Source organism: Streptomyces sp. NPDC001549 (assembly GCF_042894025.1).
GTDB classification, from domain to species: domain Bacteria; phylum Actinomycetota; class Actinomycetes; order Streptomycetales; family Streptomycetaceae; genus Streptomyces; species Streptomyces kutzneri.
Genome location: NZ_JBIAVJ010000004.1, coordinates 174,926 through 199,862 on the forward strand (window position 1 = coordinate 174,926; position 24,937 = coordinate 199,862).

Genomic DNA, 24,937 nt, shown 5'->3' on the forward strand with positions numbered 1-24,937 from the left:
CCTGGTGGGTCGGGTGACGGGACGGACGACCGGTCAGCGGGTGGCGTCGGCCCTCTCGGCCTTCTTCGTCTTCCCGGCCGCTGCCGCGGGCTGCCCGGCGGCCGCCGCCACGGTGCCCTGCCCGCTCCGCAGGCCGATCCAGCTGATCACCGCGACCAGCGCGAAGGCCACCGCCCCGATCCCGAAGGTGAGGGTGAACCCGGATTCGGCGGGCAGCGGGGGGACCCCCGCCGGCAGGTGCCCGATGGTCTTGGAGGCCAGGATCGTGGTGACGACGGCGCTGCCGATCGCACTGCCCGTGGAGCGGGAGATCGAGTTGATGCCGTTGGCGATGCCGCTCTGGTGGTGCGGGACGCTGGACATGATCACGGCGGGCATGGCGGCGTAACCGAAGCTGACGGCCGCACCGACGACGAGTCCGGCGCCGATCACCGAGAGGCTGTGCTGGTGGTCCAGGACCAGCCAGGCGAAGCCGGCCGCGCCGAGGGCAGCGGCCAGGGCCAGTGCCGTACGCGGACCCCGGTGGCGCACGATCTGGCCGCCCACGGGCGAGGCGAGCAGCGAGACGATGGCGCCGGGCAGCAGGAACTGCACGGAGGCGCGCAGGATGGACGCGTCGAAGCCGTAGCCGGTGAGGGCCTCGGGCATCTGGACGAGGTACGAGACGCCCAGGAAGTTCGCGAACATGCCGAAGCCGACGAGGACGCCGGCCAGGTTGGCCATGAGCACGGGGCGGTGGACGAACATCTTCATGTCGACGAGCGGCTCGCGCACCTTGCGTTCGACGAGCACCCAGACGGCGGCCATGACGGCGGCACCGGCGAAGCTGCCCAGCGTACGGGCGGAGCCCCAGCCCCACTCGTGGCCCTGGGAGATCGGCAGCAGGAGCAGCAGCAGCGCGATGCCGAGGGTCAGCGCGCCGAGGAAGTCGGTGCGCCCGCCGGTCTTGTGGCGGGTCGCGGGGACCAGGAACACCACCGCGAGCAGGGCGAGGAGCGCGAAGCCGGTCGCCATCCAGAAGGCGTTGCGGTAGTCCGCGCCGGAGCCGGAGGTGAGCAGTCCGGTCGCGACGAGCGCGAGCCCGCTGCCGAACGCGAGCGTGCCGCTGACCAGGGCCATCGCACCCGGCAGCTTCTGCGGCCGGACCTCTTCGCGCAGGACCGACAGGGCCAGCGGGAAGATCGCGGTGGCGGCTCCCTGGAGCACCCGGCCCAGGATCAGCAGCGGCAGCGAGGACGCCAGCGCGGCGATAACGGATCCGGCGACCATGACGCCGAGCACGGCGACCAGGGTGGGCTTCTTGCCGTGCTGGTCACCGAACCGGCCCAGCAGCGGGGTGAAGACCGCGGCCGACAGCAGGGTGGCGGTGGTCACCCAGCTCACGTTGGCCGTGGTGGTGCCCAGGTCCTCACGGATGAGGCCGAGGATCGGGACCGGCAGGGTCTGCATCATCGACACGACCATGGCGGCCAGGCTCAGGGCGAAGACGATGACCGTCTCGTTCCGGTGCCCGGAGGCCGGGGTGGCGGGGGAGGGGGTGCTCATGGCTGGGGTGAACCTTCTTCGTGTTTCGGAGCTGAAGAGCTTCGGAACGCAGATGTTTGACCTTCTCAAGTAACTCGACCGACGGTAGACGTCGATAGTTAAGGTGGTCAAGTAAACAATTGATAATGTGAAGCATCCTGAGTACGCTCCAGGTATGAGCGACACCGCCACGCAGACCCCCACCAAGCTCCAGCTGCTGGAGCTGCTCGCCGCGATCGGCACCGCCCAATGGCGCGAGTTCGCGGCCGCCGCGGCCCAGCACGGCCTGACCTCCACGCAGGCCCGGGTCCTCGCCCAGCTCGACGGCCCCGTGCCCATGCGCGGCCTCGCCACCCTGCTGGTGTGCGACGCCTCCAACGTGACCGGCATCGTCGACCGGCTGGAGGCCCGCGAGCTGGTGCGCCGGGAGTCGGACCCCGCCGACCGCCGCGTCAAGAACGTCGTCGCGACGGACGCGGGCCGCGAGGTCATCCGCCGCGTGCGCGAGGAGATGCAGGCCATGCACGGCGCGCTGGACGCCCTCGACGAGGCCGAGAGCGCGACGCTCTACGCCCTGCTGGGCCGCCTGCGCCCCTCGATGGAGAAGGCCTGATCACCATGGACGCGCCGAGCGGCAGCGGGATCCGGATCCTGCGGGCGGCCGACCGGACCGCCACCGTCTGGAAGAACGGCGGGGGAGTCACCCGGGAGATCGCGGCCTGGCCCGAGGGCGCGGACATGGACGCCTTCGGCTGGCGGGTGAGCCTGGCCGAGGTCGCCGCCGACGGGCCGTTCTCGGCCTTCCCCGGCATCGGGCGCACCCTCACCCTCGCCGAGGGCGCGGGCATGGACCTCACCGTGGCGGGCGTCCGCCGGCTCGTGGACGAGCGGTTCGCGCCGCAGGACTTCCCCGGGGACGAGCCGACCGGCTGCCGGCTGCTCTCCGGCCCCGTGGTGAACTTCAACGTGATGTACCGCAGGGGCGCGGTGGAGGCGCAGACCGCCGTCGTACGGGGCGCGCTCGCCCTCGCGGTCCCGCCGGGCGGGACCCTGCTGGTGGCCGCGCTGGAGGGACCGGCGGTGGTCGAACGGGCCGGTGACCGCGCGGAGCTGCTTCCGTACGACGCGGCCCTGCTGACCGGACCGCTCGACTGCCGGGTCCGTACGGCCGGGCGCGCGGCCGTCGTGCGGTTCGCCCCGGCCCCGGCCCCGGCTCCGGCCCCGGCCTAGCGGGTGCGGGTGCGGGTGCCCAGCTTGATCCACTTCGCGGTGCTCGGCACGCCCTTCGCGTCGAGCAGGAAGAGCATGTAGTACCCGGGCGGGGCGTCGGCCGCGCCCGGCGGCGTGCGGAGCCCGATCGTGGAGCCGTGGACACCGGTGATCCGCAGGTCCAGGTGGCGCTGGCTGGTGTTCACCGAGTGGGTGACGGTCGTCGGCGCCAGCAGCACGGCCCGCCTGACGTCCTTCGCCGTCGAGCTCGTGACCTGGAAGGCCGCGTCGTGGCCGAGGTCGCCCGCCGGGGCCCGGTCGAGCGTCGGCCGGGCGCCCCGATGCAGGTAGGCGGGCTCGTAGAGCTCGATGCTGCCGTCCATCCCGTCCTTGATGTCGGGATCGTTGGCGATCTGCTGGAGCTCGTCCCCGGTGACCATCATCCGGCCGTCCGGCAGGACCAGGGCGTTGGAGTGGTAGCCGCGGGGCAGCCGCTGGGCCGGACCCAGCTTCCAGTGGCCGCGCGCGTCGCGCAGTTCGATCTGCCGGTACTTCGGGTCGGCCTTCGGGTTGAAGGGCCCGTTGCCGTAGTTCCGGGTGTCCAGGGCGCCGTTCACCGTGATCAGGGTCCCGTCGGGCAGGATCAGGGTCCCGTCCTGGGTGCGGCCGAAGGCCCTCGGCTCCTCGATGGTCCAGCGGCCGCCGGACAGCCGGTACGTGAGCGGGTCGCGCGGGTCGCCGCCGAGCACCAGGACGGAGTCCGGGCCCCGGAAACCGGCCGGCAGCGGCACGGCCGAACCGTAGCCCCGGAAGTCGGCGGGCCGCCGGGGCAGGTCGGTGCGGGTGTCCTTGACCGGGTCGAACAGCCACTGCTGGTCGGCGTCGCGGCCGAGCCCGTAGATCTTCCCGTCCCGCAGCGAGAAGAGGTGCGGATAGTCGTTCCGGAAGGGGGCCTGTGACCGGAGCCGCTCCGCGGGGACGTTCGCCGGGATGTCGTACGAACGCCAGGGCACGGGCCGCCCGAGCGCGGGGAAGCGCTCCACCACCGGAGTGGGTGTGCCCGTACCGCGCTCGGACTGGCCGGACATGATGATCTGCCGGCCGTCCGGGCCGGTCACCACGGAGGGGTACCAGCGGCCCACGGACATGTCGCGGTTGCGGAACCACTTCTCGGTCCACGGGTCGAAGACGAAGGACAGCTTGGCGCCGCTGCCGCCCTTCCCGCCGACGTTGCCGCCGAACACCCCCACCATTCCGTTGGGGAGGTAGGAGTGACCGGCGCAGAAGAACGGCGCCGGGCGCGGGGCGTAGGCGCCGTCGGGCATCAGCACCACCGGGGGCGGCACCTTCTTGAAGGCCCTGGCCCCGGTCCCCCTGGCGGGGTCCCAGAGGTAGGCGCGGCCCGCGTTGGTCCGGCCGACGGTGTTGGTGGGCCCGGTCTCCTTGGTGGGATCGGCCTCCACGCGTTCGAAGGAGAAGAGCAGCACCTTGCCCGTCGGCAGCTGGGCCACGTGGACGCCGAAGTCGGGGGAGGGGAAGAACTGGGTGAAACGGCCGAACCGGGCCGCGTCGAACGTCGCGTTGCCCTTGCGCTGGGACTCCTCCAGCGAGGCCAGGCTCGACGTGCGCTTCGACTGCGGATAGTCCTGATTGCCCTTGGCCGCCTCGCGCAGCCGCGCGTGCGCGCGGGCGTGCTCCTCGCCCAGCACCCCGGCCTCGTCGCCGGTGTGGTGGGCCGCGGCGAAGGCCGGGGCGGGTCCCGCCAGGGCGATGGCCAGGGCGGTGGCGAGCGCCAGTGCCGACAGGACGGCGGGGCGTGGCCGCGCTGCGCGGGACGGGCGTGGTGCGCGGGACATGGGACTCCTCACCGCAGGAGGGCCCGGCACCCGGCGCCCCGGCCGGCTCCAGAACCCGCTGATTGCCTGAAGGACCTCGCCGATATTAGGACGAATCGGAACGAGCGGGCGATGCGACGCGGTGCTCCGCGCTACCTGGGGCCATCCGGCGGAGAGGTTTGTGTAGATTTATCGTTTCTGCAGTGATGGGCTTCGGCCATCGAGGTGAGACCGCGTGCCCGTCGGCCGCCCGGGGCCGCCGCGGACCGCTATCCATGGCGGTGTGATCAAGTCCCTCCGCACCGGATTCACCGCAGCCGCCATGACCGCGACCCTCGTCGCGCTCACCCCCGCCGCCGGGGCCTCGTCCTCGGCGCCCTCGGCCCCCACCGACCAGGTGACCGTGGACGTCGCCACCGTGAACGGATCGGGCTGCCGTCCAGGCAGTGCCGCCGTCGCCGTGTCGCCGGACAACACGGCCTTCACCGTCACCTACAGCGAATACCTGGCCCAGGCCGGCGGCGGCGCTCCCGCCGTCGAGGGCCGCAAGAACTGTCTCCTCTCCCTCGACGTCCACGTCCCCCAGGGGTACACCTACGCCGTGGCCCAGGTCGACTACCGCGGCTTCGGCAGCCTCGCGCCGGGCGCGGTCGGCACCCAGAAGGCCAGCTACTACTTCCAGGGCATGAGCCAGACCGCGTACCGGACCCACAAGTTCAACGGCGAGCTCGACGACAACTGGCAGGCGACCGACACCACGGGCATCGAGGCCCTGGTCTTCGCACCCTGCGGTGAGCAGCGCAACTTCAACATCAACACCGAGCTGCGCGCCGAAGTGGGCACCTCGGACCCGTCGCAGACCAGCTTCATGGCGCTCGACTCGACGGACGGCAGCATCAACAGCGTGTACCACTTCTCCTGGAAGGAGTGCCCGGTCCGGCGCTGATCCGGGAGTACTCGCTCCCCGTTCGCAGGGGCCCGCCGCCCGGCGGGCCCCTGCGGCGTGTCCGGTGCCGGGTCAGGCCGACGCGCGCCGCACCAGAGCGGTGGCGGTGATCACCGGATCGGGCGCGGTGCGCCGCCCGTCCGGACCGCCGTTCAGGCGGTGCATCAGCAGCCGCGCCATCAGGCGGCCCATGCCCTCGATGTCCTGGCGTACGGTCGTCAGCGGCGGGTCGGCGCTCTCCGCCACGGGTTCGGCGTCGTCGAAGCCGACCAGTGCCACGTCCCCGGGCACCGTCCGGCCGCTCTCCCGCAGCACGCGCAGGGCGCCCGTCGCCATCAGGTCGTTCCCGGCGAAGACGGCGTCGATACCGGCATCCCGGTCCAGCAGTTCCGCCATCGCGCGGGCCCCGCCCGCCGGGGTGAAGTCCCCTTCGGCGAACAGCTCCGGGCCGGCGGCCGCCAGTGCGTCCCGGTAGCCGCTCAGCCGGTCGGCCGCCGAGGTCTGGTCGAGCGGGCCGGCGATGTGCGCGATCCGCCTCCGGCCCTGCGCCAGCAGATAGCGCACGGCCTCCCGCGCGCCCCCGCGGTTGTCGGCGTCGACATAGGCCACGCCCTCGCCCTCGTCCGTACCCCCGCCCTCCCCGGTCCCGGTGGTCCAGCCGGGCCGGCCGCCGTAGACCGTGGGCATGCCGATGCGGCGGGTGATGGCGGGCAGCGGGTCGTCGGTGTGCAGGGAGAAGGCGAGGGCCCCGTCGACGTGGCCGCCCGCCAGGTAGCGCTCGATCCGGTCGTAGTCGCCGCGGTCCTCGACCAGGAGCAGGACGAGCTGGGTGTCGTGCGCGGTCAGCTCCTTGGCGATGCCGCGGACCTGGCGCGAGAAGAAGGGGTCCGAGAAGATCCGGATCTCCGGCTCGGCGATGATCACCGCGACGGCCCCGGTGCGCCGGGTGACGAGGGTGCGGGCCGCGTGGTTCGGGACGTACCCCAGTACGCGGATCGCCGTACGCACCCGGTCCACCAGATGCGCGCGGACCCCGTCACCGCCGTTGACCACGCGGGACGCGGTGGCCCGGGACACCCCGGCGTGCGCCGCGACGGCCTCCAGGGTGGGGCGGCTGCCGGGACGCGGCTCGGTCACGGATGTTCCTCCACAGTGTCCTCGGGCGGTGGCCTCGACGGGCAGCAGGGTAACCGGTGATCGCCTCCGGTCGCTGCCCCGCAGGCGGGTTACGGCCGGGTGGCGGCCCGCTCCAGCAGGCCCCGCAGGACGCGCTGTTCCTCCGGGGCGAGGCCGGACAGCGGGGAGTTCACGGCGAGGAGCGCGAGGAGGCGCTCGCGCAGTGCGGTGCCCTCGGGGGTGAGGACGAGCTGCTTCGCGCGGCGGTCGGTGGGGTGCGGATGGCGCCCGATCAGGCTCTGCTTCTCCAGCTTGTCGACGACGAAGGTGGTGTTGGAGGGCTCGCAGCTCATGCGTTCGGCGAGCTCGCGCATGGTCATCGGCCCGCTCATCTCCCGCAGCGCGGTCGCCTGCGACGCGGTGAGGCCCAGGGTGGCGGCGCGCTCGCGTACGTGCTCGGCGATCCGCTGGGCCAGCCCGTTCACCAGGCCGCACAGCTGTCGCTCGGCGATGGCCTGCAGCTCCGGGGGCGTCGTCATGCCACCACCCTAGCAAGTCCGTGAAGCCGAAATATTTACAACTTGAATGATTCGAACTTGATGCTTATGGTGACGTCGTCGCCGCAGCGAACCGCTGCGGCCTGATGGCAACTCACAGGAGAGACCCCATGGCTGACGTGACGGTGGCTCAGGACGTACGGCTGCGCCGTCCGGCGGGAATCCGCTCGATATGGCTGGGCGACACCAAGGTGTCGTACGTGCCGGACGGCGACGTCCGGCTCCGGCCGCTGCGGCTGCTCCAGGACAGCACCGACGAGGTGTGGGCCGCGCATCCGGAGTACCTGGACCCGGCGGGCCACCTGGTGGGGAGCGTCGGCGGACTGCTCGTGGAGCACGGCGGCCGCGCCCTGCTGATCGACGCGGGCTTCGGCCCGCAGGCGCACGAGGCCCCGGACGGCCCGCTCGCCACGATCCAGGGCGGCGCGCTCGTGCGCAGCCTGGCCGAACTCGGCCGCAGCCCCGAGGAGGTCGAGGCGGTCGCCTTCACCCACCTCCACGCCGACCACCTCGGCTGGGCCTGCCACCCCGCGCCCGGCGGAGACCGGCCGGTGTTCGCCCACGCCGAGTACCTGATATCCGAGCCCGAATGGGAGCGGCGGGACCTCCTGGAGGCCCAGGGCATGGCCCAGCAGGTCGCGGCCCTGGCGCCGCGCGTACGCACGGTTACGGACGGTCGGGAAATCTTCCCCGGCGTGCGCGCACGGATCACCCCCGGCCACACCGTCGGACACGCCGAGTACGTCATCACCGGCGGCGGGCGCCGTCTGATCGCCTTCGGGGACGCCGTGCACTCGCCCCTCCAGATCGACCACCCCGAGTGGTCCTCGGGCTTCGACCACGACGGCGCCCTCACCGCCGGCCACCGCCACCGCCTCGTCGCCGAGCTGGCGGAGCCCGGCACCATCGGCTTCGGCGTCCACTTCGCCGACGTGGTGTTCGGACACGTCCGGCAGGACGGGGACGGCCCGGCCTGGCGCCCCCTGGACGCGTGACCCGGAGGGCGGGCGGCGGTCAGAGTTCGGGGACGAAGGGGAGGTAGTCCGCGTCGGGACCGGAGGGGATCACCACGTAACTGCTCTCGGGGAGTTCGTTCCACACGCCGTGCAGATCGCCGAGCGGCTCGGACACCACGAGGCGGGTCTCGTCCGAGACCTCCCGCAGGTAGGGCACCTCCGGGTGCAGATGGCGCACGGTCTCGGCCCGGGAACTGTAGAAGAGCGAGCGGGACCTTCCCTGGCTGGAGTAGCGGAAGGCCCATACGTGCACACCGTCACTCACCGCCACCGTCATCTGGAGCGGTTCCGGCACGCCGTGCTCCTTGCCGAGGCGCTCCACGAACCCCGCCATCCTGGCCACCGCACCCGGGGCGTCCTGATCGAGACCGAAAGTCACCGCCAGGTAGAACATCACCTCGGAATCGGTGGACCCCTCGATGGACGGGAAGAGCGCCGGGTCGACGGCCATGCACAGATCGCGCTGCAGCCGGTGGAAGTCCGCGATCGCGCCGTTGTGCATCCACAGCCAGCGTCCGTGGCGGAACGGGTGACAGTTGGACTGCTGGACGGCCGACCCCGTCGAGGCGCGGACGTGCGCGAAGAACAGCGGTGAGCGGACGTGCGCGGCGAGCTCCTGCAGATTGCGGCTGTTCCACGCCGGGCCGACGTCCCGGAAGACCGCCGGCGTGCCGTTGCCGTCGGCGCTGTACCAGCCGATGCCGAAACCGTCGCCATTGGTCGGTTCGGCGCCCATCTTGGCCCGCAGGCTCTGATTGATCAGGGAGTGCTCAGGGCGGTAGAGCACGGTGTCGAGGAGCATGGGCGAACCCGAGTAGGCGAGCCAGCGACACATGCGCACCATCCCCTTCGCGACCTGCTCCGAGCCTAACCCCGCTGACGTCGGGGTTCTCGCGGGGACAGGCCGTCCGCGGCGGGCGCGGGTCAGGAGAAGAGCCAGCGCGTCTGGCTGTAGCCGCCCTTGCCGAAACCGAAGGCGGTGTCCGGGCGGACCGCGAAGACCACCGCCTCGCCCGCGTCCGGATTCACGAACACGCCGTCCCCCACCTCGAAGTGCCACTCGGCGCCGTACTTCGCCTCCCAGGCGGCGGCGAGCCGGCGCAGCCGGCCGGGATCCGTGACCCGGACCGCCTCACCCTCGACGACCAGGTCGAATCCCTCGTGGAGCGTGTTGGTGCCGGTGGTGAGGACGACGTGCGCGTTGCCGCGGAGGTTCTTGGCCTTGCGCTCCTCGGGCCCGGTGCAGAAGTGCAGCGCGCCGTCCGCCCAGACGCCGATCAGCGGGGTGACGTGCGGCCGGGCGTCGGGGCGCACGGTCGTCAGCCAGTACAGCTCCGCCGCGGCCAGCCGGGCGACGGCCTCCCGCCAGGGCACGGCCGTCGCCCGCTCGTCGCTGTACCGCGGGTCCAGCTCGGCGCGGGGTTCCTCGCGGGGTTCCTCGTCGGGCATGGCTGTCCTCCTGCTGTGGCCTGCGGCTGCGGTCAGGCACCAGCCTGTCCCGCGGCGCCCCGGCCGTCCACCGGGGGCCGCGCCCGGCGCCGTCCGCGCGGAGTCCCCGCGGGGACGGCGCCGCCGCGCATCAATGGCCGAAGTCGAACCAGTTGACGTTCACGAAGTCGGCGGGCTGGCCGCTGGTGAAGGTCAGGTAGACGTCGTGCGTGCCCGTGACGGCCGTGATGTTCGCCGGTACCGTGCGCCAGCTCTGCCAGCCGCCGGTGGACGCGACCGAGAAGCTGCCGACCGGAGCCGAGGCCGGGTTGTCGAGCCGTACCTCGACCAGCCCGCTGACCCCGCCGGCCGCACCGCTGGCCACGCGCCCGTAGAACTGCCTGGCCGGGCCGGAGCCGAAGTCGACGCCCCGGAACAGTGCCCAGTCGCCGTTGCCGATCGCCGCGAGGTTCTGGCCGCCGCCGCTGTCGGTGGTGCCCTCCCTGGCCGTGCCCGACTGGCCGTCGTAGGACTCGGCCTGGATCGCCGTGTACGCGTCGCGGTGCCCGGGCGGCGTCGTCGGCGGGGTGGTGGGCGGTGTCGTCGGGGGCGTGGTGGGCGGGGTGGTGGGCGGCGTGGTGCCTCCGGTCGACCGGAGGACGGACACGTAGTCGACGACCATCGCGTGTCCGGGCTGCGTGCCCGCGTCGGGGCCGCCGCCGAAGGCGTCAGGGAAACCACCGCCCATGGCGACGTTCAGGATGATGAAGTAGCCGTGGTTCGTGGCGTTGGTCCAGGTCGTCGCGTCGACCTGATCGGCCCGCACCGTATGGAAGTTGAACTCGTCGACGTAGAAGCGCATCTCCTCGACCGCGGTCGAGCGGTCCCACTCGACGGCGTACGTGTGGAAGCCCGCCTGGCAGCTGGCGCCGGGGCAGACACGCTGGCCGCCGATTCCGGAGGTCTCGTTGCAGGGGCCGCCCGGACTCGTGCCGCAATGCACGGTCGCCCAGACGTTGTTGAGGCCCTGGACGTTCTCCAGGATGTCGATCTCGCCGATGCCGGGCCAGTTCCACCAGTTGCCCCGGTAGGGGGCGCCGAGCATCCAGAAGGCCGGCCAGTACCCCTTGGCGGCCGGGCCCGTCACGTTCGGCATCTGGATCCGGGCCTCCGACCGGAGTTTGCCGCCCGCCGGGGGCTCGAAGTCGGCCCGCCGGGTCTCGACGCGGCCGGACGTCCAGTTGCCGACGGCGTCCCGGCGCGGGGTGATGCGCAGGTTGCCGGTGCCGTCGAGGGAGACGTTGGAGGGGTCGGCGGTCATCGTCTCGATCTCGCCGGTACCGAAGTTGGCGGGTCCGCCGGGGTAGGAGGTGCCGGTGGTGTACTGCCAGTCGGCGGTGTTCACCCCGGACCCGGCGGGTCCGTCGAAGTCGTCGAGGAACACCCGGGACCAGCCGGCGGGTGCGGGTGGAGCCGCGGCGTTCGCGGGCAGGACCACGGCCGCGGCGGCTGCCGCGACCACGGCGATCGTGCTGAGCGCGGCTAGGACGGCCCGCCGGACCGTCGGCTTCTTCCTGCCGGATATCTCGTGCATGGGTGCCCTCTCTGAAGCGCGCCGAGGCGCGGTGCGGGGGGAAGGGTCAGCGGGTCGGGCGGCTTGAGAGCGCTCTCAAGCCGCGCCGCTGGACACTGTCCTCCGCGCCCTCACGGGCCGTCAAGAGATTGAACCGGTACAGCATTTGAGGGCAGGGCGAGTTCAATCAGTGAACGCGTGGGTGCCCCGGTCGACGGCACGACCGCCGACCGGGGCCCGTACCGCCGACGGCCGGGGGCCCGTACCGCCGCCGGCCGCCGGCCGTCGGCCGTCGGCGGCAGGGCGCTCACCCGTACGGACCAACCCGCCGTACGTCACACCGGCGGACCGAGCACCTCCTCGGCGCCGGGCAGGTCATGGACGGAGGCCGCCGTCCCGGTCAGCGGCAGGATGCCGGACAGCGGGCACGGCACGGGCATCTCGTGGTCGACCTCCCACTGCCCGACCGTGTTCTTGCCCGCGTGGTCCATGGTGCAGACGGCGTACAGGTTTCCGGCGCAGCCCCGGCACAGCAGCGGCCGGTGGCCGGTCACCACGGCCGGTCCGGAGTGCCGCGCACGGCACGCTCTTGTAGCCTCGGTCGCGACAGGATTCCAGGTGATCCCACCGGAGTCCGCAGGCCGGTTCGCTCACGCGGAACACGTCCCGTCGGCGCGCCGAGCCACCCGCGTGCCGCCCGCGCCGGAGCCGAGCCGGTCCGCCCCCCGCCAAGCGGCCGGGCGCACGCGCAGCCCCCGTGAGAGAGGCCGTGCCGATGTCGAAGGATGTCCCGATAGCGAGCCTGCTGCGTGTGGAGCGGGGCGTCGCCGCCCCTGAGGAACTGGCCGCGATCGCGGTCGTCGTCGCGTGTTACACCCAACGGACCTCCGGCGGCGGCGACGCGGCCGGAGGTGCCGGGCCCGGCCGCCGGCGTACCGCCGTACCGTCCACCGGCTGCTGGGCAGGTTGCTGGGCCTGCCGCTGAACCGTTTCCGCCGGCCGCACGCACGGCCGGCGGAAACGGGGGCGAGGTGGTCACGCCCGGCGCAGCACCGTCGAGAGGACCTCGCGCAGCGTTGCCGGGGCATCGGCCACGGCTCCCTCTGAGCGCCAGGCCACGAACCCGTCCGGCCGTACGAGCACGGCGCCCTCGGCGCTCATCGCGTGCACCTCGGACCAGTCGGAGCGCCCCTCCTGGACCAGGTCCGCACCCGGACCGGAGCCGATGGTGCAGGCGTCCAGCCGCACCTGCAGTTGCCCGGCCACCCGCTTCGCGGCCGCCTGCCACGGCGTCCCCGCACCGCTGAGCAGCACGAAGGAGCGCTCGTAGAGGTCCAGGGTGGAGATCCGCTCACCCGACCGGGTCACCCACATGTGCGGGGCCCGGGTCCCGGTGTCGCCGACCAGACTCAGGGTCTGCGGGATGACCGGGCGTCCGGGGTCGCCGCCGACGAGCGCGCCCTTCGGGTAGCAGTAGCCCATGGCGGTGGTGAGGACCCCGCTGCCCGGCCCGCCGCCCATGGTGGGCGGCGGCGCGTACCCCGGGTGGCTGTGTTCCGCCGAACGGGCCGACGCCCGCTCGCTGGTGGCCCTGGCCACCGGCAGCCGCTCGGCCTCGTAGGTGTCGAGCAGCCCGATGCCGGCCGAGCCGTCCAGTACCGCGGCGATCTTCCACGCCAGGTTGTGCGCGTCCTGGATGCCCGTGTTGGAGCCGAACGCCCCCGTGGGGGACATCTCGTGGGCCGCGTCCCCGGCCAGGAACACCCGACCGGACGAATACCGCTGCGCCACCCGTTCGGCCGCATGCCACGGGGCCTTGCCGCCGATCTGCACGTCCAGGTCGGGTACGCCGATCGCGTCGCGGATCTGATCCACGCACCGCTCGTCGGTGAAGTCCTCCAGGGTCTCGCCCTGCTCCGGGTGCCACGGGGCGTGGAAGACCCACTGCGTCTTGTTGTCCACGGGCAGCAGCGCTCCGTCCGCTCCCGGCCGCGTCAGGTAGCAGACGATGAAGCGCAGGTCGCCCAGCACCTGGACGAGCCTCTCCGAGCGGAATGTGACGCTCACGTTATGGAACAGCTCGCCATTGCCCGTCTGGGGGATCCGCAGCTGTTCCCTGACGGGGCTGCGCGGTCCGTCCGCGGCGATCAGGAAGTCGGCGCGCACCGTGATGTGCTCGCCCGTCTCCCGGTCCTTCACCACGGCGTTCACCCCCGTGGCGTCCTGGTCGAAGCTCATCAGCTCGGTGGAGAACCGTACGTCCGCGCCCATCTCGCGACTCTGTTCGGCCAGTACCGGCTCGATGTTGTTCTGGCTGCACAGACACCAGCCGGTCGGACTGAACCGGGCCAGCGCCCCGGCCGGGTCGATCGACTTGACCAGCCAGTTGTGGTCGCCGTCGGTCAGCGACCGGGCCTGCAGAATGCCCTGATTTCCCTCCAGTACGGACGCCGCCCGGCGGATCGCGCGCTCCGCCCCTGCCGTGCGGAACAGCTCCATCGTCCGGGCGTTGATGCCACGGCCCCGCGGGTGTGCGGAGGTGCCGGAGTGCTTCTCGACCAGCAGGTGCCTCACTCCGTGGCGGCTCAGGAAAAGCGAGGTGGACAGGCCCACGAGGGAGCCGCCCACGACGAGAACCGGTACGCGAACATCGGCGTTGTCTTCCATCAGCTGCGGGCTCCTGTTTTCTGTGTGGGGGAGTGGACTCTTTATGCCCCCGATCCGGGATGAGGCCCAGTTGATTCGTTGGTTGTCACCCGCTTGATCCGGACATGTAGCGGTACGTCCCCACCCGGATGACGATGAGCGACAGCGGCTCCCCCTGAGACGCGCCGGCCTGCCGTTCCCCACCAGAGGCGGCCGCCGGCCCGGGCGGACGCCACCGGTGACGGACGAGGGGTCCGTACGCGATGGATCTCCACCCCCTCATGAAGGAGTGAGTAGATGACAACCACCCTGTCCGAACGGGTGTCGCAGTCAGCCTTCGACGGCTCCATGCTCCGGGTCGTCCTGCTGATGGATCTCCACGAGGGGACCCAGCAGCAGTTCTTCGAGGCGTACGAACAGCTCCGCCACGACATCGCGTCGGTTCCGGGCCACATCAGCGACCAGCTGTGCCAGTCCTTCGAGAATCCCTCCCAATGGCTCATCACCAGCGAGTGGGAAAGTGCCCCGCAGTACCTCGCATGGGTCAACAGCGAGCACCACGCCGAACAGGTGAAGCCGCTCGGCGCGTGCGCCCGTGCCATGCGCCCGCTCAAGTTCACCGTCCTGCGGGAGACCGGCCGCGGCTACGGCCAGGAGTCCCGCCCGGCCACGGCGCGTCTGCAGAAGACCCCCCGGCTGGGCGCCGGCATCGTGCGCCACGCCCTCACCTTCACCGTCAAGCCGGGCAGCGAGAAGGACGTCGCGTCCATCCTCTCCAGCTACGCCTCCCCGGCGGCCCGCGTCGACGACCACACCCGCCTGTGCCGCACGTCCCTGTTCATGCACGGCAACCGGGTCGTACGGACGGTGGAGGTACAGGGCGACCTGATGGCCGCCCTGCGGCACGTCTCCGAGCAGCCCGAGGTGCGCGCCGTCGAGGAGGCCATCAACCCCTACCTCGAACAGGACCGGAACCTGAACGACCCGGAGTCCGCGCGTATGTTCTTCATGCGCGCGGCGCTTCCGGCGGTCCACCACATCGCCGCACCCGAGCCCGAGTCCGCCGAGGTCCAGCGGCACGCGCTCTTCTACCCGGCCAAGCCCGGCTGCGGAGCCGCGCTCGCCAAGTTCCTCGCCCGGCAGGACGAGGCGGCCGCACACCACCCGGCCAGCCCCGTTCGGAGCAGCAGCATCTTCCAGCGTGACGACATCGTCGTCCGGCTCATCGACGTCCGCGGCCCGCTCGACGCCGAGCCCGACACCACCTTCGGCGTCTCGGGGCCGCGCAAGGCGGCGGTGCTCGACCGGCTGACGGCCCGGGCCGGCAGGCGCGTCCGCACCGCCGGCCGCACCATGAACCTGATCACGGACCGCCGGGCACCCGCGGATTCCTGATCCTCCCCGGCCCCCCGTTCCACCCCGTCCGCTCCACCCCGATCCCGACCCATCCGCACCAGGCTCTCCCCACACGCAGGAGGAACCCGCCATGACCCAACAGCGCCCACGCATCGTGGACCTCAGCGAGACGCCCCCCAACCGCCGGCGCGGCGGAGACCTGAGGGCGGTGCTCACCCCGACCTCGGTGGGTTCCACCAGCGGCTTCATGGGCCTGGCGATCATGGCTCCCGGGGAGTCGATCGCGGAGCACTACCACCCGTACTCCGAGGAGTTCGTGTACGTGGTCAGCGGCCGGCTGGAGGTCGACCTCGACGGCGAGGCCCACCCGCTGCGCACCGACCAGGGGCTCCTGGTCCCGCTCAACACGCGCCACCGCTTCCGGAACGTCGGGGACACCGAGGCCCGCATGGTCTTCCACCTCGGCCCGCTGGCCCCGCGCCCCGAACTCGGCCACGTGGACACCGAGCAGGCCCCGCACCCGGAGAGCACCGCGTGGGAGCAGCCCCCGGACCGTACGGGAGCGGTCTCGTGACCCGCCGGCGGGTGGCCGTCACCGGAGTCGGTGTCGTCGCGCCCGGCGGGATCGGCGTCCGCGACTTCTGGGACCTGCTCTCCAACGGCCGTACGGCGACACGCGGGATCAGCCTCTTCGACCCGGCCGGGTTCCGCTCCCGGATAGCCGCCGAGGTCGACTTCGACCCCGCCGCACACGGCCTCGAACCCGGCGAGGCGGACCGGGCCGACCGCTACATCCAGTTCGCCCTGGTGGCCGCCCGGGAGGCGGTGAAGGACGCGGGACTCGACCTCACCACGGACGAGGCCTGGCGGACCGGAGTCTCCCTCGGCACGGCCGTCGGCGGCACCACCCGGCTGGAGCACGACTACGTGGCCGTCAGCCAGTCCGGAACCTGGTGGGACGTGGACCACAAGCGGGCCGGCCCGTTCCTGCACCGGGCGTTCACCCCCGCCACCCTCGCCTCCGCCGTCGCGGAGCAGACGGGTGCGCGGGGCCCGGTCCAGACGGTCTCCACCGGCTGCACCTCGGGACTCGACGCCATCGGGTACGCCGTGCACTCCATCGCGGAGGGCCGGATGGACGTGTGCATCGCGGGCGCCTCCGACTCACCCATATCGCCGATCACCGTGGCCTGCTTCGACGCCATCAAGGCGACGTCGCCGAACAACGACGACCCGGCCCACGCCTCCAGGCCGTTCGACGCCGACCGGGACGGGTTCGTCCTCGGCGAAGGCGGAGCCGTCCTCGTACTCGAAGAGCTGGAACACGCCCGCGCCCGCGGTGCGACCGTCTACTGCGAGATCGGCGGCTACGCCACCTTCGGCAACGCCCACCACATGACCGGGCTGACCGCCGAGGGCCTGGAGATGGCCCGGGCCATCGAAACCGCCCTCGCCGAGGCCGGTGTCGCCGCCGACGAGATCGACTACGTCAACGCGCACGGATCCGGCACCAAGCAGAACGACCGTCACGAGACCGCGGCGGTCAAGCGGGTCCTGGGCGACCACGCCTACAAGACGCCGATGACCTCCATCAAATCCATGGTGGGGCACTCCCTCGGCGCGATCGGCGCGATCGAACTCGCGGCCTGCGTACTCGCCATGACCCACCAGGTGGTACCGCCGACGGCGAACTACGAGACGCCCGACCCCGAGTGCGACCTGGACTACGTACCCCGTGTCGCCCGCGGCCGGAAGCTGCGCAGCGTGCTCTCGGTGGGCAGCGGCTTCGGCGGATTCCAGTCCGCCGTGGTCATGACCCGTCCGAAGGAGGAGGTCTCGTGACCAGACGTACGGTCATCACGGGCATCGGAGTCGTCGCGCCCAACGGCGTGGGCGCCGACGCCTTCTGGAAGGCGACCCAGTCCGGACTCAGCGTGCTGGACCGGGTCACCAGGGCGGGCTGCGAGCACCTGCCGCTGCGCGTCGCGGGCGAGGTCCGGGGCTTCGACCCCGGCGCCATGGTCGAGGACCGTTTCCTCGTCCAGACCGACCGCTTCACCCACCACGCCCTCGCCGCGGCCGACCTCGCCCTGGAGGACGCCCGGCTCGGCCGGGCCGACTACGAGGGCGACCCGTTCTCCGTGGGTGTCGTCACCGCCGCCGGATCCGGCGGCGGCGAGTTCGGCCAGCGCGAGCTCCAGCACCTCTGGGAGCAGGGGCCGCGCTTCGTGGGCCCGTACCAGTCGATCGCCTGGTTCTACGCGGCGAGCACCGGCCAGATCTCCATCCGGCGCGGACTGAAGGGCCCCTGCGGGGTCGTGGCCAGCGACGAGGCGGGCGGACTGGACGCCTTCGCGCACGCCGTCCGCGGGATCCGCCAGGGCAGCCGGGCCATGCTGGCCGGGGCGACGGAGGCACCGCTGGCGCCGTACTCCATCGTCTGCCAGCTGGAGTACGAGGGGCTGAGCACGGGGGAGGACCCCGAGCGCGCCTACCGGCCGTTCACCGACAAGGCCTGCGGATTCGTCCCCGCCGAGGGCGGCGCGATGTTCGTCGTCGAGGACGAGGACGAGGCCCGCCGCCGCGGCGCCACCGTACGGGCCGTCCTGGCCGGCCACGCCGCGACCTTCACCGGCACCCGGCGACGGGACACGTCCGGCGAGGGACTGGCCCACGCCATCCGCGGCGCCCTGCGGGAAGCCGACTGCGCGCCCGAGGAGATCGACGTGGTCTTCGCCGACGCCATCGGGACCCCGGAGGCCGACGCGGCCGAGGCGGCCGCCATCGCCGACGCCCTCGGCGCGTACGGGCGGAAGGTGCCGGTCACGGCGCCCAAGTCCGGTACCGGCAGGGCGTACTGCGCGGCTCCCGCCCTCGACACCGCCGCCGCGGTTCTGGCCCTGGAGCACGGCATCGTCCCGCCGACCCCGAACGTCTACGACGTGTGCCACGACCTCGACGTGGTGACCGGCAGCGCCCGCACCGCGGAGCTGCGCACCGCGCTGGTGCTCAGCCGCGGCCGGATGGGGTCGAACTCCGCGCTCGTCGTCCGCAAGGGCTCGTAGGAAGAAGGGAGAACCAAGATGTCCGACCGGCTGACCCTGGAGGAACTGGCGGCCCTCATGAAGAAGGCCGGCATCACCGTCGACCCCACCGAGCTCGCGAGCCGCCCGCACTCCGCCTTCGACGAGTACGGCCTCGATTCGCCGGGCCTGCTCGGGATCGTCGGCGAACTGGAGAACCGGCGGGGGCGGGCCCTGCCCACCCACGCCGACCGCTGCAAGACCCCCGGGGAATTCCTCGACCTCGTCAACCACAGTCTGATGACCGGAGCCTGACATGCCAGGACACACCGAGAACGAGATCACCGTCAACGCGCCCGTGGACGTCGTATGGGAGATGACCAACGATCTCCCCAGCTGGCCGCAGCTGTTCAGCGAGTACGCCTCCCTCGAAATCATCGAGGAGGAGGGCGACACCACCCGCTTCCGCCTGACGATGCACCCCGACGAGAACGGCAAGGTCTGGAGCTGGGTCTCGGAGCGGACCGTCGACCGCAAGGGCCTCACGGTCCGTGCCCGGCGGGTGGAGACCGGCCCGTTCGCGCACATGGACATCCACTGGCAGTACTTCAAGGTGCCCGGTGGCACCCGGATGAAGTGGACCCAGGACTTCGCGATGAAGCCGGACGCCCCCGTCGACGACGCGTGGATGACCGACAACATCAACCGCAACTCCCCGATCCAGATGGCGCTCATCCGGGACAAGATCGAGAAGCGTCAGCGCGAGGGCCGTGCCCCCGCCGTCAGCCGAGTCTGAGACGAAAGGCAGGCACCCGGATGAACCAGTCGCACCGCGCTCTCATCGTCGCCCGGATGGCACCGGGATCGGCGCCGGACATCGCCGACCTCTTCGCGGGCTCGGACGCGGGTGAACTCCCGCACCTGGTAGGGGTCACGCGCCGCAGCCTGTTCCAGTTCGGCGACGTCTACCTGCACCTGATCGAGTCGGACCGGCCGCCCGGCCCGGCCATCGCGAAGGTCACCGAGCACCCGGAGTTCCGGGACCTCAGCGACCGGCTGACCGCCTACATCAGCCCGCACAACCCGGACACCTGGCGCAGTCCGAAGGACGCCATGGCCCACGAGTTCTACCGCTGGGAGAACCCCGGCGCGAAGTGACCCGCGGCCCGGACGGGACCCGCACACCGAAGTGTGCGGGTCCCGCCGCGCGTGGCCGATCACAGCGGAGAGCAGGAGAAGACGGCATGAACCCGACCGACATCGACCACTTCCCGGCGGATCCGGGCCGTCCGCACGACGGCGAGCCCGCCCGTACCTCCCTGCAGGTGCTCGTCCTGTCCGGTTCCTCCCGCACCGGATCGGTCAACGCCCGCCTCGGCGCCCTGGTCGCCGCCCTGGTGTCCCGGGCCGGCGCCACCGCACGGGCCGCCACGCTCGGCGACTTCCCGATGCCCCCGTACGACGGCGACGCGGAGGCCGACGAGGGACTGCCCGAAGGAGCCCTGGCCCTGTGCGCGCGGATCGAGGCCGCGCAGGCGCTGATCATCGCCTCCCCCGAGTACAACGCCTCGGTACCGGGCGTGCTCAAGAACGCCATCGACTGGGTCTCCCGCTACCGCCCGCAGCCCTTCAAGGACAAGCAGACCCTGCTGGTATCGGCCTCGCCCTCGATGGTCGGCGGCAACCGCGGGCTGTGGGCCCTGCGCGTACCGCTGGAACACCTGGGCGCGCGCGTCTACCCGGACATGTTCAGCCTGGCGGGCGCGCACCAGGCGTTCACCGAGGACGGCGCCCTCACCGACCGGGGCCTCGGCGAGCGCCTCACCAGTACGATCGGCTCCTTCCTCGACCTCGTCGAGGCGGACACCCGCTACCTGTGCCTGCAGCGCCGCTGGTACGAGTTCCTGGGCGACCGCACCGACGCCCCCGTGACCTCGCGCGCCCAGGACTGATCATCATCGGCCACAGGGGGTGAGCTATGTTGGAGCGCGAGTGACATGAGTTAGGGAGGCCCTCGAGTGTCATCGGGGCAGCAGGCACGCGCACAAGCGGCTGCGATCACACCAGGGGGCCAGTCGGCCGAAGAGGTCCGTCCTCCGGCCGACCGGCTCCTCGCGCTCTTCGACGGACGCCGCCTGTCACCGGGCCAGCGCCGCATCGCCCAGTACCTGATCGACCACCTCACCGAGGCCGCGTTCCTCTCGATCACCGAACTGGCCGAGCGGGTGGGCGTGAGCCAGCCCTCCGTGACCCGCTTCGCCGCCTCCCTCGGCTTCAGCGGCTACCCCGCCCTGCGCGACGTACTGCAGCCGATCGCGCTCAGCGCCGTCGCCCGCACCCCGGACACCCGCACGCAGATCCGCCGCAACGAGCTGCAGGAAGCCGTCGACGCCGAGATCGAGAACCTGGAGAACGTGCGCAGGCTGCTCGCCGACACCGACCAGGTGCTGGACATCGGCCGCGAGCTGGCCGCCTCGGTGCCGCTGACCGTCCTCGGCCTGCGCATCTCGGTCTCGCTCGCGGAATACTTCGCGTACGCGGCGCGGCGCATCCACCCCGACGTACGCCTGGTGACCCGCGGCGGCAGCGTCGCCTACGACGCGCTGCTGCAGTCCAGGGCGGCCGGCGGGACCTGGGTGCTGGCCTTCGCGATGCCGCGGCACGCCAAGGAGACCCTGGCCGCGATCCGCGCCGCCCGCAGTACGGGGCTGCGTGTGGTCCTGATCACGGACCCCACCCTGGGGCCCCTGGTGGACGAGGCGGACGTGGCCCTGACGGCGGGAACCGGATCCCGGCTGGTTTTCGACTCGTACGCGGCGCCCGGGATGCTGTCCGCGGCCCTGTTGCAGGCGATGGCCGACGCGGACCCGGAGCGGACCCAGGCCCGTCTGGAGAGCTACGAGCACGTGGCCGACCAGCACGGCTTCTTCCTGTAGCCGTTCCGGCTCGGTTCACCAGGCGATATTCAGCCTTCGAGGTGCATGAAATTTTTCATACGCTTGCTTACTCGACGGTATATATGTTTACTGACGACGGCGCTCCGGATCCACCAGATGCCAAGGAGGACCCCCATGTCCTCCCGAACGTACTCGCGGTACGACGAACCTCCTCAGGTCGCGACCGCGTGTCGGGTCCAGGCTTTGGATCCCCGCAGGGCGCCCATGGCGGCCTCGGTCAACCCCTGGGCCGAGGCCGCCCCCCAAGAACGTCTCGATCAGAGTTCGACACCACTCGGAAGTGACGAGAATGCCTCAGACGGCCACGTATACCCTCAGCCCTGACTGGCCCATGCAGGTCAAGGCACCCGGTACGCACGACTGGGAGCGCACGGCCACACGCTGGCTGCGGGATCTGCTCCCGGCCCGCTACGGCGGCTACCTGACCCTCACCCGTCACCACGCGCTCCTGGCCCGGCACGTCCAGCTCCAGCTGCAGCACGAGATGCGCGCGGTGCGGGCGGCCCTGCAGACCAGCCGCGCCGAGCTGCCCACCATGGGCATCGCCGAGTCGGTCATCGAGAACTCGATCAGGATGTACGCCGTCGAGCTGGAGCAGCTGAGCCGGCTCGCCCGCGGCGCACGCCTCGTGTCCGACGCGCTCCTTGTCGGCACCCCCGCCCAGCGCAGGCGCTGACCGCGGCGCCCTACACCGTCTGGGTCGGCTGCCAGGAGCGGAGCCGGGCGGCCACGTCGAAGACGGTGGCGCGCAGCATGCGGATGTCGGTGATGAGATCGCGCCACTGCTCGTAGGTGGCGTCCACCGCCTTGCCGGAGGCCTCGATGTACGCGACGGCGACCCCGTAGGCGAAGTACTCGTTGGAGTCGGGGAGCGGCCGGAGCAGCACGATCGCGTCGAGCAGGGCGGCCGCCCGCCAGTAGGCGTCGGGGTCGTCCACTTCCAGGCTGGGCGTGTTCACCCGGTGCCGGGCCACGGCGGCGACCAGGGCGGAGTGGTCGGCCACCGCCACGTCCTTGAACAGCGCCTCCTGCCGCTCCAGCAGCCAGCGGTGATCGATGTGCAGTTCCACGCCTTTGAGTATCCCCGCCCGGGGCCCGGCCGTGGGGCTTTTCCGGTCGGGCGGGGACGCGCACGGGATTACGGCTTGGGGAGCGTGCAGCCGGGGCGGTTCAGGTCGATCTTGTTTCCGGGTGCTATGCAGGGGACGACGATGTACGTCTGCTGCGCGTAGTTGATGCCCTGGCGGACCGTCACGTTGCCGTTCTGGTCGACCTCGCACGGGTTGTTCACCGTGCAGCGGACGCCGTCCTCGTTGCCCGTGTTGTTGACGGCGACGACCTTGCCGGTCGCCGTGTCGACCACCGGTGACCCGGAGGTGCCGCCGATGGTGTTGCAGGCGGAGGTGTAGCGGACCGAGTCCTTCCAGGTCCAGTCGCCCTCCTTGAGGCGGTAGGCGAAGCCGTCCACGTTGCAGCTGTAGATCCGCTTCCAGTAGCCGGAGACCACCTTGATTGCCGAGCCCTGGGCCGGGCGTGCGCCGTCGAGCGTCAGTGCGGTGATGCCGTACTGGCTCTGGATCTGGGCGTAGGTCCGGGTCAGCTGGTAGATCGAGATGTCGGTGTCGGTCATCGTCGCGTACGCGATCTTGCTCGCGCGGAGCGTGCCGACCTTCGATCCGGCCGAGTTGAGCAGCGAGAACGAGCGGCTGGACGGGCGGTCCTTGACGACCTCGCCGGCCGCCGGGAAGCCCGACTCCAGGCAGTGCCCGTTGGACAGGACCAGCGCGAGGTCGTTCGGCTGGGAGCCGGGCGCGCGGACGACCGAACCGGAACAGTTGCTGAGGGCCACGGTGCCCGCGAAGTCGACCGCGACGGCGGTGGCCTCGGGGGCGGCGGGTGGCGTGGTGGTGGGCGCGGTGGGCGCGGCCACGGCGGGGGTGACCGCCGCTCCCAGCAGGAGCAGGGAGAGTAAGGCGCCGGTGAGAGGCTTGTTCATGTGGGGGTTCCCCTCTGATGACAATGCGACCGAAGATCCTCCGGTTGTCATGTGCATTGTTGGGACCCCGGCTGCAAGTCGCAAGACCGCGTGGTGAGTTGACGCTGATGCCGGGGGAGGGGTCCCGAACGGCGCCGAGTGCACCGATAACGGACCGGGCACGGGTGTTCCGCACCGGTGGCTTTGCCTCCTACGGTCGGTGCAGCACAGTTCCGGACCAGGAGGCAACGTGAAGCGCGAGATCGACATCGACCAGCTGGTGACGGCGATGAAGGCGGTCGACGAGGCGGGGCGGCTCTTCGAGGAGGCGCGCACCGTGTACGAGGCGCGCGGCCTCAAGAGGATCAGCGACGACTTCAAAGTGGCGGGCGGCTCGGTCCAGACCCTGCAGGGCGCCGAGGAGATGGCCCTCGGGGCCCGCAAGTACCTCGCCGAGCTCGCGCTGATCGCCGGCTACGCGGCCGCCGGCCTCGAGGAGCGTGCCGGAGAGAGACCGGAGACCGCCCGGGCAGGCTTCCCCGGCATCTCGGGCGGCGGTGCCCGCATGGGCCGCCCGCTGCTCGATCCGACCCTGGAGGGACTGCGGCTGCTGCTGGCCGTCGACTTCTTCGAGCCCGCCTTCAAGGCCACGATCGAGGAGGTCGTACAGGCCGAGAAGGCCACCTACCCCGACCCCTCCACGTTCCGCATCCCCACGCGCGCCGACCGCGGCGCCACGGTCGGCCGCACCCCCTGAGGTGCCGGGCCGGGCCGACGGGGCGAGGCTGGGGGTATGCATCATGCACCCGTCGTCGTGCACCGGATCTTCCCGTCGGGGGGCCGGCAGGTGACCCTGCGGACCTCGAACGGAGAGGAGTCCCTGGGCCTGGCCCGCTCGGACGAGGACGTCATCGAGTTCCTGCGCCGGGCCGGCATGCCGGACCCCGACGACGTGGTCCTCGGCGGCGCCGGGCTGCTGGACTGGGAGTGGGACACCCCCCACGTGTACGAGGCCGACCCGCCGACCGACGACCTCCCCTGAAGGGTGCTGCAGGCCGGAGTGGTGTCCCGACCTGCGGTTCCCCGGTGTCAGTGGGTGCTGGCAGGATGCGCTGCATGACCTCAGCCACCGCAGCCGACTACGGCTGGATACGTTCCTCATCCCTGTTCGCGTACGGGCTGGAGGGCGGGTACACACTGACGCTGGTGCGGGGACTCTCGCCTGCGGAGCTGCTCGGAGTGGCGGGGGCCGAGCCACGGGAGACGTGTGAGGGGGTCCGCGAACTGATCCATGAGCACACGGAGATCATGTTCGGGTACGAGGACTGGCCCGAGTCCTTTCTCGTGGGAGCGTTCACCGTGCCTGGCGAGGGAGGGGACTGGACCCTCGCTCTGGAGTTCGGCGGCGACCTGGGAACACGGCCGACCATCATGGAAGCCCTCTCCGCCGGGACGCGGGCCGTCTCTCATTCGAGCAACGGGGGGAAGCCCATGGACTTCTTCCACTGGTACGAGGACGGGGAACTGCGGACCACCTTCGAGTGGCCGGCGGACAGGACCGGCAGCACTCCCGATGAGCTGAACGCCGTGATGAGGGAGGTCGGACTCAACCCGACGGGTGACGAAGACCCCGACGTCGACAGGAAGGCGGCGGTACTCGCGCTGACCGAGCGCCTCACGGGCGTACGGGTGACCGGGCAACTGCTTGCGGATGCCGCGTACCAGACGGGCGAGGTGCCGGAGGAACCCGCCGCGGAGTGGTAGAGCATCACCACC

General features: G+C 71.7%; 29 protein-coding genes. 18 read left to right on the forward strand and 11 right to left on the reverse strand.

The window, feature by feature from the left end; translation table 11 throughout:
- Window positions 1-33: 33 nt before the first annotated feature.
- Entirely contained in the window at window positions 34-1,545 is a 1,512-nt protein-coding gene (locus tag ACFY04_RS08640) for an MFS transporter (protein WP_389115074.1), read from the reverse strand.
- 154 nt (window positions 1,546-1,699) lie between these two features.
- Here ACFY04_RS08640 and ACFY04_RS08645 point away from each other — a divergent pair, with 154 nt between their 5' ends.
- Both ACFY04_RS08645 and ACFY04_RS08650 read left to right on the forward strand, forming a co-directional pair.
- Window positions 1,700-2,137, forward strand: coding sequence for a MarR family winged helix-turn-helix transcriptional regulator (locus tag ACFY04_RS08645; RefSeq protein ID WP_389115075.1), 438 nt, complete (start codon window positions 1,700-1,702; stop codon window positions 2,135-2,137).
- A 5-nt stretch (window positions 2,138-2,142) separates the two neighbouring features.
- Window positions 2,143-2,754 carry a HutD family protein gene (locus tag ACFY04_RS08650; protein WP_389115076.1) on the forward strand — a complete coding sequence of 204 codons (612 nt, stop codon included), beginning with the start codon at window positions 2,143-2,145 and terminating at the stop codon, window positions 2,752-2,754.
- On the opposite strand, the gene ACFY04_RS08655 is transcribed toward ACFY04_RS08650, so the two are convergent.
- A complete protein-coding gene (locus tag ACFY04_RS08655; RefSeq protein WP_389115077.1) occupies window positions 2,751-4,589 on the reverse strand; it encodes a galactose oxidase-like domain-containing protein in 1,839 nt (612 codons plus the stop codon). The genes ACFY04_RS08650 and ACFY04_RS08655 overlap by 4 nt on opposite strands.
- A gap of 262 nt (window positions 4,590-4,851) precedes the next feature.
- Here ACFY04_RS08655 and ACFY04_RS08660 point away from each other — a divergent pair, with 262 nt between their 5' ends.
- The gene (locus tag ACFY04_RS08660; RefSeq protein ID WP_389115080.1) at window positions 4,852-5,514 is read left to right on the forward strand and encodes a DUF4360 domain-containing protein; all 663 of its coding nucleotides are present in this window, start codon (window positions 4,852-4,854) and stop codon (window positions 5,512-5,514) included.
- Between the two features lie 72 nt (window positions 5,515-5,586).
- On the opposite strand, the gene ACFY04_RS08665 is transcribed toward ACFY04_RS08660, so the two are convergent.
- Together ACFY04_RS08665 and ACFY04_RS08670 are read right to left on the reverse strand one after the other, a co-directional pair.
- Window positions 5,587-6,651 carry a LacI family DNA-binding transcriptional regulator gene (locus tag ACFY04_RS08665; protein WP_389115082.1) on the reverse strand — a complete coding sequence of 355 codons (1,065 nt, stop codon included), beginning with the start codon at window positions 6,649-6,651 and terminating at the stop codon, window positions 5,587-5,589.
- Window positions 6,652-6,740: 89 nt separating this feature from the next.
- Window positions 6,741-7,169, reverse strand: a complete 429-nt coding sequence (locus ACFY04_RS08670) for a MarR family winged helix-turn-helix transcriptional regulator (protein ID WP_389115083.1) — start codon at window positions 7,167-7,169, stop codon at window positions 6,741-6,743.
- Window positions 7,170-7,297: 128 nt separating this feature from the next.
- On the opposite strand from ACFY04_RS08670, the gene ACFY04_RS08675 reads away from it, so the two are divergent.
- Window positions 7,298-8,182 (forward strand): MBL fold metallo-hydrolase, encoded by an 885-nt coding sequence (locus ACFY04_RS08675; RefSeq protein WP_389115085.1) that lies wholly within the window; start codon window positions 7,298-7,300, stop codon window positions 8,180-8,182.
- A gap of 19 nt (window positions 8,183-8,201) precedes the next feature.
- Here the strand turns inward: ACFY04_RS08675 and ACFY04_RS08680 are convergent, their stop codons facing one another.
- The 4 genes from ACFY04_RS08680 to ACFY04_RS08695 form a co-directional block, all read right to left on the reverse strand.
- The gene (locus ACFY04_RS08680; RefSeq protein ID WP_389115086.1) at window positions 8,202-9,038 is read right to left on the reverse strand and encodes a class II glutamine amidotransferase; all 837 of its coding nucleotides are present in this window, start codon (window positions 9,036-9,038) and stop codon (window positions 8,202-8,204) included.
- Between the two features lie 89 nt (window positions 9,039-9,127).
- Entirely contained in the window at window positions 9,128-9,652 is a 525-nt protein-coding gene (locus ACFY04_RS08685) for a pyridoxamine 5'-phosphate oxidase family protein (protein ID WP_389115087.1), read from the reverse strand.
- Between the two features lie 130 nt (window positions 9,653-9,782).
- Window positions 9,783-11,225 carry a glycoside hydrolase family 16 protein gene (locus tag ACFY04_RS08690; RefSeq protein WP_389115089.1) on the reverse strand — a complete coding sequence of 481 codons (1,443 nt, stop codon included), beginning with the start codon at window positions 11,223-11,225 and terminating at the stop codon, window positions 9,783-9,785.
- Between the two features lie 314 nt (window positions 11,226-11,539).
- Window positions 11,540-11,761: a hypothetical protein gene (locus ACFY04_RS08695; RefSeq protein WP_389115090.1), complete on the reverse strand. Its 222-nt coding sequence runs from the start codon at window positions 11,759-11,761 to the stop codon at window positions 11,540-11,542.
- A gap of 218 nt (window positions 11,762-11,979) precedes the next feature.
- Between ACFY04_RS08695 and ACFY04_RS08700 the strand changes: the two genes are divergently transcribed.
- Window positions 11,980-12,189, forward strand: coding sequence for an acyl-CoA carboxylase epsilon subunit (locus tag ACFY04_RS08700; RefSeq protein WP_389115091.1), 210 nt, complete (start codon window positions 11,980-11,982; stop codon window positions 12,187-12,189).
- A 50-nt stretch (window positions 12,190-12,239) separates the two neighbouring features.
- Here ACFY04_RS08700 and ACFY04_RS08705 read toward each other — a convergent pair whose 3' ends face one another.
- A complete protein-coding gene (locus tag ACFY04_RS08705) occupies window positions 12,240-13,871 on the reverse strand; it encodes an FAD-dependent oxidoreductase (protein ID WP_389115093.1) in 1,632 nt (543 codons plus the stop codon).
- Between the two features lie 276 nt (window positions 13,872-14,147).
- On the opposite strand from ACFY04_RS08705, the gene ACFY04_RS08710 reads away from it, so the two are divergent.
- The 10 genes from ACFY04_RS08710 (at window position 14,148) to ACFY04_RS08755 (ending at window position 21,862) form a co-directional block, all read left to right on the forward strand.
- On the forward strand, window positions 14,148-15,245 hold the full coding sequence (locus tag ACFY04_RS08710) for a SchA/CurD-like domain-containing protein (protein ID WP_389115095.1): 1,098 nt from the start codon (window positions 14,148-14,150) through the stop codon (window positions 15,243-15,245).
- 91 nt (window positions 15,246-15,336) lie between these two features.
- Entirely contained in the window at window positions 15,337-15,780 is a 444-nt protein-coding gene (locus ACFY04_RS08715) for a cupin domain-containing protein (RefSeq protein ID WP_266600549.1), read from the forward strand.
- Window positions 15,777-17,048, forward strand: a complete 1,272-nt coding sequence (locus ACFY04_RS08720) for a beta-ketoacyl-[acyl-carrier-protein] synthase family protein (RefSeq protein WP_389115096.1) — start codon at window positions 15,777-15,779, stop codon at window positions 17,046-17,048. The genes ACFY04_RS08715 and ACFY04_RS08720 overlap by 4 nt, the downstream gene beginning before the upstream one ends.
- Window positions 17,045-18,271 carry a beta-ketoacyl synthase N-terminal-like domain-containing protein gene (locus ACFY04_RS08725; protein WP_389115098.1) on the forward strand — a complete coding sequence of 409 codons (1,227 nt, stop codon included), beginning with the start codon at window positions 17,045-17,047 and terminating at the stop codon, window positions 18,269-18,271. Before ACFY04_RS08720 ends, ACFY04_RS08725 begins: the two co-directional genes overlap by 4 nt.
- Window positions 18,272-18,289: 18 nt before the next feature.
- Complete coding sequence (locus ACFY04_RS08730) at window positions 18,290-18,544, forward strand: phosphopantetheine-binding protein (RefSeq protein WP_389115100.1); 255 nt, start codon at window positions 18,290-18,292, stop codon at window positions 18,542-18,544.
- Between the two features lies 1 nt (window position 18,545).
- Window positions 18,546-19,025 (forward strand): SRPBCC family protein, encoded by a 480-nt coding sequence (locus ACFY04_RS08735; protein WP_389115101.1) that lies wholly within the window; start codon window positions 18,546-18,548, stop codon window positions 19,023-19,025.
- 20 nt (window positions 19,026-19,045) lie between these two features.
- The gene (locus ACFY04_RS08740) at window positions 19,046-19,387 is read left to right on the forward strand and encodes a TcmI family type II polyketide cyclase (RefSeq protein WP_389115103.1); all 342 of its coding nucleotides are present in this window, start codon (window positions 19,046-19,048) and stop codon (window positions 19,385-19,387) included.
- Window positions 19,388-19,473: 86 nt separating this feature from the next.
- Window positions 19,474-20,181, forward strand: a complete 708-nt coding sequence (locus ACFY04_RS08745; protein ID WP_389115104.1) for an NADPH-dependent FMN reductase — start codon at window positions 19,474-19,476, stop codon at window positions 20,179-20,181.
- A 66-nt stretch (window positions 20,182-20,247) separates the two neighbouring features.
- The gene (locus ACFY04_RS08750; RefSeq protein WP_389115106.1) at window positions 20,248-21,165 is read left to right on the forward strand and encodes a MurR/RpiR family transcriptional regulator; all 918 of its coding nucleotides are present in this window, start codon (window positions 20,248-20,250) and stop codon (window positions 21,163-21,165) included.
- Between the two features lie 310 nt (window positions 21,166-21,475).
- The gene (locus ACFY04_RS08755; protein WP_389115108.1) at window positions 21,476-21,862 is read left to right on the forward strand and encodes a hypothetical protein; all 387 of its coding nucleotides are present in this window, start codon (window positions 21,476-21,478) and stop codon (window positions 21,860-21,862) included.
- Window positions 21,863-21,872: 10 nt separating this feature from the next.
- On the opposite strand, the gene ACFY04_RS08760 is transcribed toward ACFY04_RS08755, so the two are convergent.
- The gene (locus ACFY04_RS08760; protein ID WP_373039895.1) at window positions 21,873-22,256 is read right to left on the reverse strand and encodes a toxin Doc; all 384 of its coding nucleotides are present in this window, start codon (window positions 22,254-22,256) and stop codon (window positions 21,873-21,875) included.
- 68 nt (window positions 22,257-22,324) lie between these two features.
- Entirely contained in the window at window positions 22,325-23,182 is an 858-nt protein-coding gene (locus ACFY04_RS08765; protein WP_389115110.1) for a serine protease, read from the reverse strand.
- A gap of 229 nt (window positions 23,183-23,411) precedes the next feature.
- On the opposite strand from ACFY04_RS08765, the gene ACFY04_RS08770 reads away from it, so the two are divergent.
- The 3 genes from ACFY04_RS08770 (at window position 23,412) to ACFY04_RS08780 (ending at window position 24,925) form a co-directional block, all read left to right on the forward strand.
- Complete coding sequence (locus ACFY04_RS08770; RefSeq protein ID WP_373039893.1) at window positions 23,412-23,918, forward strand: hypothetical protein; 507 nt, start codon at window positions 23,412-23,414, stop codon at window positions 23,916-23,918.
- A gap of 36 nt (window positions 23,919-23,954) precedes the next feature.
- A complete protein-coding gene (locus tag ACFY04_RS08775; protein ID WP_389115112.1) occupies window positions 23,955-24,203 on the forward strand; it encodes a hypothetical protein in 249 nt (82 codons plus the stop codon).
- Between the two features lie 74 nt (window positions 24,204-24,277).
- Window positions 24,278-24,925 (forward strand): DUF6461 domain-containing protein, encoded by a 648-nt coding sequence (locus ACFY04_RS08780; RefSeq protein ID WP_389115113.1) that lies wholly within the window; start codon window positions 24,278-24,280, stop codon window positions 24,923-24,925.
- The last annotated feature ends 12 nt before the right edge of the window (window positions 24,926-24,937 follow it).